At 70.2% G+C, this 12,465-nt stretch carries 4 protein-coding genes and 1 CRISPR repeat array (1 of these 5 cut by a window edge); of the genes, 3 read left to right on the forward strand and 1 reads right to left on the reverse strand.

Features of this window, described 5'->3' with window-relative positions:
• Positions 1–426: 426 nt before the first annotated feature.
• Positions 427–5,586 carry a RecQ family ATP-dependent DNA helicase gene (locus ACAM26_RS16100; RefSeq protein WP_369614096.1) on the reverse strand — a complete coding sequence of 1,720 codons (5,160 nt, stop codon included), beginning with the start codon at positions 5,584–5,586 and terminating at the stop codon, positions 427–429.
• A gap of 964 nt (positions 5,587–6,550) precedes the next feature.
• Here ACAM26_RS16100 and ACAM26_RS16105 point away from each other — a divergent pair.
• The 3 genes from ACAM26_RS16105 to murF are packed head-to-tail and all read left to right on the forward strand — an operon-like array spanning position 6,551 to position 12,041.
• Entirely contained in the window at positions 6,551–8,155 is a 1,605-nt protein-coding gene (locus ACAM26_RS16105) for an NADH-quinone oxidoreductase subunit L (protein WP_369614097.1), read from the forward strand.
• A 14-nt stretch (positions 8,156–8,169) separates the two neighbouring features.
• Positions 8,170–10,710 (forward strand): YbcC family protein, encoded by a 2,541-nt coding sequence (locus tag ACAM26_RS16110; protein WP_369614098.1) that lies wholly within the window; start codon positions 8,170–8,172, stop codon positions 10,708–10,710.
• Positions 10,689–12,041 (forward strand): UDP-N-acetylmuramoyl-tripeptide--D-alanyl-D-alanine ligase, encoded by a 1,353-nt coding sequence (gene murF, locus ACAM26_RS16115; RefSeq protein WP_369614099.1) that lies wholly within the window; start codon positions 10,689–10,691, stop codon positions 12,039–12,041. Before ACAM26_RS16110 ends, murF begins: the two co-directional genes overlap by 22 nt.
• A 107-nt stretch (positions 12,042–12,148) precedes the next feature.
• Positions 12,149–12,465: direct repeats of the CRISPR family, unit length 37 nt; unit sequence GTCTTAATCCCCTTTAGATCGGGTCTCTGGTTCGGAC (it continues 221 nt past the right edge of the window).

The following is a 12,465-nucleotide window of genomic DNA, read 5'->3' on the forward strand; positions in this document are numbered from 1 at the left end:
GCCGCCAGCCGCCAGCCGCCAGCCGCCAGCCGCCAGCCGCCAGCCGCCAGCCGCCGGGGGATTGAACCGCAATGGCGCGAAGGACACGAAGGGGGTTCGTAGGGTGGGCAAAGCGCAGCGTGCCCACCGCGTGCTGGCGAAGACGTGATCTGAGAGACAGGTCGTCGAGGCGGGGTTGTTCGGAATCCCTTCGGATCGAATCCCCCCCCCTTTTTGACCAAAGGGGGCTTTCAGGCCCGCGTGTCATGACGGTTCGAATCAGCTTCCAGCTATCAAAGTAGGTTGGGTTGCCAACGGCAACCCAACACTTTCAAACCCTTCGCGTTCTTCGCGTCATCGCGGTTCAATCCCCCGGCGGCATGGGCATGATGCCGCAGCCCAGAGACACCGACCGGCGCGGGACGCCGCCCCTGGTGCCCCGCGCGATCAACCCGCCGACAGCGCCGCCACCCGCCTCCGCGGCCGACCGATCAGCCGCGGCACCACCACCTCCCAGCGCGTGCAACGCAGCTTGCCGCGAAATTGCGGCTCGCTGTCCTCGGCCTCGCGACGGATGATGGCGACGACCTCGCAGACCGGATCGACCAGCCCCAGCCGGAAGGCGCGTGCGGTCCGTCCGACCACCTGACCGTCGGCGCGACGCAGTAGATAACGCTCCCCCTCCGGGACCAGGAGCAGACGCTCGCCCGGCGCGATCGCGGCGATCGCGGCATGGATCGGTGCCGTTGCGGGCTGGCGCCCCGGATAGCCAAGGTCGATCTCCTGCAACCCCAGCGGCTGATAACACACCTCCAGCTCGGGGGCGTGCGCGAGCCGCACCTGGCGCTCGAACACCCCCTCGCCGAGCGCATCGAGACAGGGGTTCCCCGCGCCGATGGCGCACAGCGTCAGGGTCTCGCGGGCACGGGTCATGCCGACGTAATAGAGTCGGCGCATCTCATCGATCGCCTCGGGCGCCGCGCGCCAATCACCGTCGAGCAGCACCAGATGGCGGAACTCCAACCCCTTGGCCGCGTGCACCGTGCCGAGGAAGAGCCCGGGGCGCGGTTGCTGGCGGATCTCGCGGGCATGATCGTAGAGCCAGTCGATCAGCGTCGCCGGTGCGAGCTGGCAATCGCCGAGCTCGCCGGCCAGCGCCACCAACGCCTCGGCAAAGAAGCGCCGCCAGCGCGGATCGAGCCCCAGCGTCGCGATCCGCGCCCGTACTGCGGCGGCATCGAGCACCTGCTCGCGAGGCAAGGCGCGCAGCGCGTCGATCACCCGCAGGAAGCCGCGCTCGCGGGTCAGCGGCAGCGCCCGCCCCTGTTCGGCAGCGAGGTGATAGGGCACCCCGGCGCGCTCGCACCAGGCCTGCAGCGGGCGCAGATAGCGATGGCTGCGCGCCAGCACCGCACAGCCCTGCCACTCGCCCTCGCCCTCGAGCGCGAGCAGCCGGCGCAGCTCGCCGAGTGCGGCCTGGGCCTGCTGGTTACCGCTGGCGCGGTCGTGCTCGGGCAGACGCAGACAACACACCCGCCCCGCCGCCACGGGGTCGACCCCCGCCCAGCGCCCGCCCGACGGCGCCTGTTCGCGCGCGGCATCGACCCGCACCGGGTGCGCCTCCTTGAGCCTGTCGGGATTGGTCGCGATCAGCCGGTTGGCGGCGGCGACGATGGCGCCGCTGGAGCGATAGTTCTCCACCAGATAGGCGATCTCGGCGTCGTACTCCTCGCGATAGCGCTCGATGTGGCGGTTGTTGCCACCACGCCAGGCATAGATGTTCTGGTCGTCGTCGCCGACGGCCAAGATGCACAGCCCGGCGTCCTGCTCGCCCTCGGCGCGCCGCCGCGCCAGCGCACTGACCAGACGGTACTGACGGTCGTCGATGTCCTGGTATTCGTCGACCAGGATGTAGCGATAACCGCGCAGCAGCTGCTCGCGCAGATCGTCCTCGCCGTCGACCTCGACCGCGCCCTCGAGCAACGCCGCGGCGCGGTCGAGCACCTCGCCCAGGCAGGCCTCGTCGACGCTGTCGCGCCGCTCGAAGCTGGTGCCGGTCAGGCGCATCGCCATGGCGTGATAGGTCAGCACCGTCAGCCCCCAGGCATCGCGCCCGACCAGGTCGAACAGACGCCGGCGGATCTCGTTGGCGGCGTGACGGTTGAAGGTGAGCGCGATGACGCTCGCCGCCGGCACCCGCAACACCCGCAGCAGATAGGCGATGCGGTGCACCACCACCCGGGTCTTGCCCGAACCCGGCCCGGCGAGCACCAGCCGGTTGCGATCGTCGTGGGCGGTGACGATACCGCGCTGGATCGCGTTGAGCGGCTCGACGATCGCCTGCCACGACGCCTCGCTGGTGGCCAACTTCAACACCTCGGCCTTGCCGGCGAAGTAGCGACGCTGAAAGGCCTGGCGGGACTGGCTGAAATAGTCGGCCAGCAGCGCCCGCGCCGCCTCCATGCCGCTGTCGAGGGCGCGCTCGGCGTACTCGCGCATGGCATGGATCTGGAAACGGCGCTCGCGGTAATGGGCATCGAGCCGATCATGGTCCTTGCGCTGGTAGCCACCGATGCGCTCGGATGCGAGTTCGATGGTCATCGCCCGACGCATCACCGTCATGCCGTGATTGAGCGCCAGCACCTCTTGCTGATGGAGATAGAGCAACACGTGCTCGATGGCCGCGCGGCGCTGCTCCGGGCACAGGGTGGCAGCAAGCACCGCATCGCCCTCGATGCAGCCGAGCAGCTCACCGAAGGTGGTGCTGACCAAGACGTCCTTGCGCCGGACCCCCTCAGGGATCCGCGCGATGAGGAAACGCAACAAGGTCACCGCGAGCGCGCGCCGGCGCTCGCCGAAGGCGTGAATCCGCCTCCAGCCCCAGCGCCCGCGCAACCGCAATCGGAGATGGTCGCGGCTGAAGGCATCCAGCTCGAAGGCGCCGGGCTGGCGACTGTCGCCATCGCGATCCTGCGCGAGCCCGCGCAACAGCCGCAGCACCCGTGGCGGGCTGAGCCCGTGCTGCCCGGTCTCATCGCGCAGTCGCGCGGTGAGCCGGGGCAGATTGAGGTCCTGCCACTCGCCCTGGTCGGCATCCGGGGCAAGCTCCGGCAACAGCGCGAACAGCGCCTGTTCGAGCGCGAGACAGCGCTCCAGGCGCCCCTTCGCCGCACCACTGACGCCATGACGCAGATACAGCGTGAGCTGGGTGTCGTTGTCCACCAGCCCGAGCTGTTCGAGCTGGCGCAGCACCCCGGTCACCTCCTCACCGCTGGTCCCGGTCGCCCGCGCCAGGGCGTCGGTGTCGATCCGCGCATCGGCCGCGGCGGCGTAGAGACAGTCGAGCACGGTGTCGAAGATCGCGCGCTGGCGGCGCGGCAATCCCGCCCGGTCGAGACGGGCGGCGGCGCGCGCGCGATCCGGCTCGTGCAGCCGCGCGGGGAAGATGCGGGTCTCGTTGACGTCGCGTTCGAGCAGCGCGGCGCGCTCCAGCCAGGCGAGCGCGGTCACCACCTTGATCTCGGCGTGATCGGCATCGGCGTCGAACCCGGCATCGAGCGCGGCGTGCTGGAGGATCTCGCCGCTGCTGACCACCAGTTCGGCGGCATCGCCACGCCGCCCGTGGATCTGGCGCAGCGCACGGAGGATCTGCTGGATATCGCGCAGACTCAGCTGGGTGCGGGCGGCGAGCCCGAACTGGGTCTCGATGTCCTGCGGATCGTAGAGCAGCACGCAGCGCGCCGGTTGCTGGTCGCGCCCGGCGCGACCGGCCTCCTGCAGATAGTTCTCCAGCGAGCCGGGGATGTCGGCGTGCACCACCAGCCGCACATCGGGCTTGTCGACCCCCATGCCGAAGGCGTTGGTGGCGACGATCACCCGCAGCGCGCCGCGCTTGAAGGCGTCCTGAATGTCCTTCTTGGCGTTCGGCGCCAGCCCGGCGTGGAAGTGCCGACAGTCCCAATCCTGCCCGCTGAGGAACTCGGCCAGCTCCTCGGCATGGCGCCGACTGGCGGCGAACACCACGGCACCGCCGGGCGAGTCGGACTCGGGAAAGGTCTCGGTGAGCAGCTGATGGATGCGCACCGGCTTCTCGGCGGCGCCGACCGGCAGCACCCCGTAGTCGAGATTGGCGCGTCGGGGCGTGCCGATCAGGTCGCGGAAGCCGATCCCCAGCACCTCGGTGAAATGGGCGCGGATGTCCTCCAGCACATCGGGCTTGGCGGTGGCGGTGAAACAACCGACCGGCGCCACCGGCGCATCGTCGCCGCCGAAGCGGCGGATGAAACGCGCGACATAGAGATAGTCGGGCCGGAAGTCGTTGCCCCACTTCGACAGACAGTGCGCCTCGTCGAAGATCCAGGCACCGACCTCGCGCTGGGCGATGGCGGCGCGGAAGGCGCGGTTGCGAAACTGCTCGGGCGAGACCAGCAGGAGACCGACCGCGCCGCGCCGGATGCGATCGAGCACGTCGGCACGCTCGGGCAGGGTCAGCAGGCCGTTGAGCGTCGCCGCGCAGTGCAGGTTGTGCGCCAGCAGCCCGTCGACCTGATCCTTCATCAACGACTGCAATGGCGAGACGATCACCGTCAGCGCGCCATTGCGCTGATAGCGGTTGAGCGCCGGGAGCTGGTAGCACAGCGACTTGCCGCCACCGGTGGGCAACACCGCCAGCAGCGACTCGCCGCGCATGCCACCGAGCACCAGATCGTGTTGCAGGCTGCCGCCCTCGGGCTCGCGGCGGAAATCCTCGAAGCCGAAATAGCGCCGGAGCTGAGTCCTCGGGTCGTGGACCTGCGCGCAATAGGCGCAGGCGGGATCGCCACAGGGGGTGTCGCGCAGCCGCGCGATCAGCTCGGCGGTGACGGGGAACTGATGGCGCACCCAGGGCGCGAGCACCGCCTCGCCCGCACCCGCCAGCAGCCAGGACAGCGCATAGGCCAGCGACCAGCGCCGCTCGGTGTCGATGACCAACCCGGCGAGCAGTGTCTCCAGCGCGGCGGGACAGACCCGGACGGCCGCCGCCGTCGTCTCGTCGACGAGCAACCCGCGCAGCGCCCCGACCAACCACTCCGCCGCGTGTGGCGCGTGCCCGGTCAGGCCGGCGAACCAGGCGCCGAGCCCGCCATCCGCGCGCTCCGTGAGCAGGGTCTGATAGCAGTCGAGCAACACGGGACGGCGCGCGCCCAGCGCGGCGAGGGCCTCGGTCTCGGCATCGAACAGGGTCGCGGTCGCGCGACAGTCGGCCAGCGGCGAGTTACGGCTTGCCGCAACGGCCTTGTAGTCCTTGACCAACTGGTGATAGGGGTCCTGGGGGAAGGCCAGCGGCGAGAGCCTGAGGGTATCGATCGCCGGCAGGCGCAACAGCCTCAGATCGGGGGCGGCAGCGCGCAACAGCGGCAGGTCGTGGTCGAGGACATTGTGACCGAGCACGCAGTCGGCCCCTTCGGCCAGGGCATCGAGGCGCCGCAGCGCGGCATCGAGACAGCCGTCGGTGTCGAGCTCCAGCGCCTCGCCGGACCCCTGGCGCAGCGCACCGATCTTGAAGATCCGGGCAGGCGCCTCGTCGCCTGCGGGAACCACCTCGAGGTCGACGATCAACCCATCCACCGAACGCCCAGCTCCTGCTCGAATCCTGCATCCTCGACCGCCAACCACCGGGCGCGCCGCAAACCGTGGACGTTAGACGCAGATCGCGACCGATGCAAGATCGGTCGCCAGAAGATTGAACCGTGATGACGCGAAGGACGCGAAGGCTTTTTGTAGGGTGGGCAAAGCGCAGCGTGCCCACCAGCCGCCAGCCGCCAGCCGCCAGCCGCCAGCCGCCAGGAGCCAGCCGCCAGCCGCCAGGAGCCAGCCGCCAGGAGCCAGCCGCCAGGAGCCAGGAGCCAGCCGCCAGGAGCCAGGAGCCAGGAGCCAGGAGCCAGGAACCAGGAGCCAGGAGCCAGGAGCCAGGAGCCAGGAGCCAGGAGCCAGGAGCCAGGAGCCAGGAGCCAGGAGCCAGGAGCCAGGGGATCGAACCGCGATGACGCGAAGAACGCGAAGGGCTTGAAAGCCCCCTTTGGTCAAAGGGGGTTGGGGGGATTCGATCCGAAGAGATTGCGATCAACCCGGGCTCGACGTCTCGTCCGCGCACCGCTCAGTCGACGAGCTGGGAACGCCCGTGGACCTGTCACCCGGCATCGGCGCGCCATCATCGGGCAACGGCGCCGGTGTTGGGTTGCCGACGGCAACCCAACCTACAGCTGGCGGCGGGGCGCGGGACGCCATCCTGGAACAACGGTGCCTTTGTCCACCTTGCGAAATCCCTTCGCGTCCTTCGCGTCATCGCGGTTCAATCTTCTGGCGGCTGGCGCACGGTGGGCACGCTGCGCTTTGCCCACCCTACGATCGTTACCCACCCTTCGCGTTCTTCGCGTCATCGCGGTTCACTTCCCTGTCGATCGCTCAGCGCAAACGCTGACCCATCGAAATAAATCGATACAAATCAGCTAAAAGATCGATTTTTTAAGGAGGGATGACCGACCTACCCTGAGTACATCGCCCATGGATTGCTCAGTCGGGAGGATTCGGTATGACGCTCACGCTCTCCACCCTCGCCGCCCTGCTCGCGCCCACCGTGCTCTGGACCGCCGGGGCGCTGCCCGGGCTGCGCGCGCGGGAGGCCGGGCCCGGGATGGCCCGGCTCTCCGGGCTGGCGGCCTGGACGGCCTTCGCGCTGGCGCTGGTCGCGCTTCTCGGGCACGGCTTCGGCCCGGCGCAGTCGATCACCCTGGTGTCACTGCCGGTACCGCTGTTCGGCAGCCTCGGGCTCGGGGTCTATCTCGACGGGGTGACCGCGATCATGCTCTGTCTGGTGTCGCTGGTCGGCGCCGTGGTCACCCGCTATGCGCGCAACTACATGGCCGGCGACCCCGGCGAGGGGCGCTTTCACCAGTGGCTGCTGCTGACCCTGGCGGCGATCCTCACCCTGATCGTTGCCGGCAACCTGCTGCTGTTCGCGCTCGCCTGGATCGCCACCAGCCTGAGCCTGCACCGCCTGCTGCTGTTCTACCCGGAGCGGCCCGGCGCACAGCTCGCCGCGCACAAGAAGTTCGTCTTCAGTCGCATCGGTGATGTCAGCCTGCTGATCGCGGTGGTGCTGATCGGCGCCGAGCTGCACACCCTGGAGTTCGCCGGGCTGCACGCGGCCATGGCGGGGCATCTCGGACCGCTGTCGGCACCCTTGCAGTGGGCGGCCTGGCTGGTGGTGCTGAGCGCGATGCTCAAGTGCGCCCAGTTCCCCTTCCACGGCTGGTTGTTGCAGGTAATGGAGGCGCCGACCCCGGTCTCGGCGCTGCTCCACGCCGGGATCGTCAATGCCGGTGCCTTTCTGGTGATCCGCATGAGCCCGATCATGTCCTTCTCGGGGGCGGCGCTCGACGCCCTCGCGCTGATCGGGCTCGTCACCCTGGTGATCGCCTCACTGGTGATGCTCACCCAGACCAGCATCAAGGTCTCGCTGGCCTGGTCGACCTCGGCGCAGATGGGTTTCATGCTGCTCGAGGCCGGGCTCGGACTCTACAGCCTGGCGCTGCTGCACCTGGTCGCCCACTCGCTCTACAAGGCGCACGCCTTCCTCGCCTCGGGCAGCAGCGTCGACGGCTTCCGCGCCCCCACGCCGCAGCTCGCCCAGGCCCCGCTCGCGTCCTGGCAGTGGCTGGTCGCCTTCCAGGGGGCGCTGCTGATGGCGCTGCTCGCCGCGCTGGCCTTCGGCATCGATCCAGGTCACCAACCGGCGCTGCTCGTCGCCGGGGCGATCGTCACCGTCGCCGTCGCCCAACTGTTGCTGCAGGCGTTGCGCCTCGGCGCCGAGGCGGCGCTGCTACCGCGCGCGACCCTGATCGGCGCCCTGGTCTGCGTCGGCTACTTCGGGCTGCACCGCCTGTTCGAGCTAGCGATCAATGACGACGTGATGGCGCTGCCGGCCACCGCCGCGCGGCTCGGCACCCTCACCGCGCTGGCGATCGTCGCCGTCTTCGTCGGCCTGCTGTTGCTCCAGCATCTGTTCACCCGGCTGCACGGACCGCTGCGCCAGACGATCCAGGTCCATCTCTACAACGGACTCTATGTCGACATCCTGGTGACCCGGCTGATCACCCGTCTGTGGCCGCCGCGTCCGGCGACCGTCACGGCCTGATGGAGGGATTCCCGATGAAACCCAATGACCTGCACACCCCGGAGCCACGCATGGCCGGCCAACTGCCACGCGATGCCGAGACGCCGCGTCCCGGCGAGCACGACCTGATCGAGGCGATCGAGACGGCCTGCGCGCGCATCGCACCGGTGTGGCCGCTCGACCGCTTCGTCGCGGTCAACCCCTTCCACGGCCTGCGCGCACTCGACTTCGACCACGCCGGGGATCTGCTGCGACGCATCGCCGGGGTGCGGATGTACATGCCGCGCGGCTATTTCCGCGAGCGGCTCGAGCGCGGCGAGATCGGCGAGCAGGACCTCGTCGAGGCCGCCGCACGCTGCGCCAGCACGCTCACCCCCGAGCAGCTGCGTGCCGCGCTCGACCGGGAGCGCGCGCCACGCACCGGGGTGCCGCTGATCACCGCGCTGGTCGACGAGCTCGACGCCGACGACTGGTCGGAATTCGTGATCGATCGCATCAGCCATCACTGCGCGGCCTATTTCGACATGGGTCAGGCGACCTGGCAGCACCCCTGGTCGGGGATGCGGCTCTACGACGCCTGGCGCGCCTTCGCCGCACTCGACTACAGCGCCGACATGATGGGCCAGAGCGGCATCCGTGCCCGGGTGCGCGCCCTGCCCGAGGCGCCGCGCGCCTGTATCGGCGCGGCCCTGGGACGGCTCGGCATCCCCCAGGCGGCCTGGGCCGACTATCTCCATGCCGCGCTGCTCGATGTCGGCGGCTGGGCGGCCTGGACCCGGCTGCTGCGCTGGGAGGCCGAACTCGAGGGCGGCAGCGACGACCACATCGAGGCGCTGCTCGCCATCCGTCTGGCCTGGGAGGTCCTGGTCTACGAGCACAAGGCCAGCCCCGGTCTCACCGCCCGCTGGCACGCGCTCTGCGCCGACCTCGAACGACGCGCCGGCGACCCCGACGCGCCCGACCCCGAGGACGCCATCGACCGGGTGCTGCTGTGCGCCCAGGAGCTGGCCTATCAACGCGGTCTGATCGCGCGACTGCGCGCACACCGCCACAGCGCGCCCGCCACCCGCCCGCCGCTCCAGGCCGCCTTCTGCATCGACGTGCGCTCCGAGGTGATCCGCCGCGCGCTGGAGACCGTCTGCCCCCGGGTCCAGACCCTCGGCTTCGCCGGTTTCTTCGGCGCCCCCATCGCCCACCAGCCGTTCGGCGCCGATCGAGCACGCCCGCAGCTCCCGGTGCTGCTCGCACCGCGCTACCGGGTCTGCTCCGAGCTGCACGAGGCCGAACCCGAGGAGCAGGCCGAGGCGCTGACCGCCCAGCACCGGCGGCTCGGCATCGGCAAGGCATGGAAGACCTTCAAGATGGGCGCGGCCTCGTGCTTCTCCTTCGTCGAGGCCGCCGGCTTCTGGCTCTACGTGCCCAAGCTCATCGGCGACAGCCTCGGCTGGAGCCGCCCGGTGCCGGCCCCGGACGATCCCAGGCTCGACCCCGAGCAGGCCGCGCGCCTCGCCCCCAGCCTCGCGCCCTGCGGCCACCCTCATGCCGATCACGCACTCGGCATCCCCGAGGCCGAGCGCGTCGCGCTCGCCGAGGGCATCCTCCGCGGCATGTCGCTGACCGCGGGCTTCGCCCGACTGGTGCTGCTGGTCGGACACGGCAGCAGCAGCGTCAACAACCCCCATGCCACCGGGCTCGACTGCGGCGCCTGCGGCGGCCAGAGCGGCGAGACCAACGCCCGCGTGGTGGCGGCGCTGCTCAACACCCCGGAGGTCCGCGCGGGACTCGCCGAGCGCGGTATCGCGATCCCGCAGGACACCTGGTTCCTGCCCGCGCTCCACGACACCACCACCGACCGCATCCGGCTGTTCGACCACCAGCGACTCCCCGCCGACTCTGCCGAGGAACTGGCCGAACTCGGCAGTCGGCTCGATCAGGCCGGCGAGCTGACCCGGCTGCAACGCGCCACGCTGCTCGGACTCGGCGGACGCGAGGGTCGGGCGCTGACCAGGCGGGTCGAGCACCGCGCCCGCGACTGGTCGCAGGTGCGCCCGGAGTGGGGGCTGGCCGGCAACGCCTGCTTCGTCGCCGCGCCACGCACGCGCACCCAGGGTCTCGACCTCGGTGGCCGCGCCTTCCTCCACGACTACGACTGGCGCGCCGATCACGGCTTCGCGACCCTGGAGCTGATCATGACCGCGCCGATGGTGGTCGCCGCCTGGATCAACCTCCAGTACTACGCCTCCTGCGTCGACAACCGCCGTTTCGGCAGTGGCAACAAGGTGCTGCACAACGTCGTCGGCGGCGCCATCGGCGTGATCGAGGGCAACGGCGGCGATCTGCGGGTGGGGCTGCCGCTGCAGTCGTTGCACGACGGCCGACGCTGGATCCACGAGCCGATCCGGTTGAGCGTGTTCATCGAGGCGCCGCAGAGCGAGATCGATGCGGTGATCGCGCGCCACGATCTGGTGCGCGAGCTGGTCGAGCACGGCTGGCTGCACCTGTTCCGCATCGAGTCGAGCGGCGACTGCGCCCGACGGACGGAGGACGGGGACTGGTGCACGGTCGAGTCGCACTGAGCACGCCCAGCGCGGCGCACTGGACCCCGGCGGATCTCGCCGGGGTGGTCGCGGGACACTGGCTCGGCCCGATGCCCGCCGCGCGACCGCTCTCCGGGTTCGGCATCGACGGACGGCGACTGCGCCCGGGCGAGGTGTTCGTCGCCATCAACGGGGCACGATACGACGGCCACGACTTTCTTGCCCAGGCCGCCGGCGCGGGGACCGCGCTCGCCATCGTCGAGCGCACCCCGCCCGACCCGCCGCCGGGACTGGCGCTGCTCGCGGTCGACTCCACCCTCGGAGCGCTGCACCGACTGGCCATGGCCCAGCGCGCGCGCCTGCGCGCCGCCGGTTGCCGGGTGATCAGCGTCTCCGGCTCGAACGGCAAGAGCACCACCCGACACCTGATCCACCAGCTGCTGAGCGCCGGTGGCCTGACCGGCACCCAGAGCCCGCGCAGCTTCAACAACCACCTCGGGGTGCCGCTGACCCTGCTCGCGGCACGCCCCGGAGACGACTTCGTCGCCTGCGAGATCGGCACCAACCACCCCGGCGAGATCGCCGCGCTCGGCGCACTCGTCCAGCCCGATCTCGCGGTGATCACCAACATCGGCGAGGAGCACCTGGCCTTCCTCGGTGATCTGGCCGGGGTCGCGCGCGAGGAGTTCGCGCTGCTCGACCAGCTCGCCCCGGACGCCCTGGCGCTGCTCCCGGCGCCCCCCTGGCTGGCGATCGAGCCACCGGCCTGTCGCGCCCGGATCGCGCGCTTCGCCCCCGAAGCGGGGCTGGCCGCAGCGGCGCTGCCCGGTGTCCACAACCAGCTCAATGCCGCGGCGGCGGTCGCCGTCGCACGGCGCCTGGGGATCGCCGAGTCCCGCATCCGCGTCGCGCTCGACACCGCCCAGCCGCTACCCGGGCGCAGCCGGGTCCTGTTCGCCGCAACCCCCGACCGGCCGACCCTGATCGACGACAGCTACAACGCCAACCCCGACTCGATGCGCGCCGCGCTCGCGCTGCTGCGCACCTGCCCCGCCCCACGCCTCGCCGTGCTCGGCGACATGCACGAGCTGGGCGCGCACGCGCCCACCGCCCATCGCGAGATCGCCGCCCTCGCCGCCGCCAGCGCCGAGCGCTGCATCCTCATCGGCCCCGGCTTCGCCGCCACCGCCGCACCCACACCACCAGCCCAGGTCGAGCATCATTGCAGTCAACCGCCGGCACTGGCGGCACGGATCCTCGCCGACACCGATCCAGCGACCTGCATCCTCGTCAAGGGATCACGCGCGATGGCGCTGGACCGGCTGGTCGAGGAGCTGAGTCAGCGCATTGCTTTCCCTGCCGGCGACTGACCATCCCACCCTCGCCGACAGTCAGACGGACCCGTCTCCCGGCCCCTTTCGATCACGTCCAGACAGAAAAAAACCGCCCAGGGGCGGCGCACAAGCAGGGGGTGTTTAGGGGTAGACCAGTCATCTCTGACCTCTGGTTTGGACCACCGAGCAACGCGCGCTGCGCGAGCAGGTCGTGTCCTAACCACCCCCTTTAGATCGGGTCTCTGGTTCGGACCTTAATAAAAATTTTATTAAGCCTAATCCCCGGAGTCTTAATCCCCTTTAGATCGGGTCTCTGGTTCGGACCATTCAGGGGAACTTCCAGCTCCGGTACGACCCTGTCTTAATCCCCTTTAGATCGGGTCTCTGGTTCGGACGTCGCCCACCATCCGCGCCGTCCGTGGCGTTCTGTGTCTTAATCCCCTTTAGATCGGGTCTCTGG

The sequence above is a fragment of the Marichromatium sp. PS1 genome (genome assembly GCF_041155115.1).
In the GTDB taxonomy this organism is placed as follows: Bacteria; Pseudomonadota; Gammaproteobacteria; order Chromatiales; family Chromatiaceae; genus Marichromatium; species Marichromatium gracile.

What these genes read in the sequence shown, in the direction of transcription:
- ACAM26_RS16105 (WP_369614097.1), top strand. Translation starts at nt 6,551, where the DNA reads ATGACGCTCACGCTCTCCACCCTCGCCGCCCTGCTCGCGCCCACCGTG.
- ACAM26_RS16110 (WP_369614098.1), top strand. Translation starts at nt 8,170, where the DNA reads ATGAAACCCAATGACCTGCACACCCCGGAGCCACGCATGGCCGGCCAA.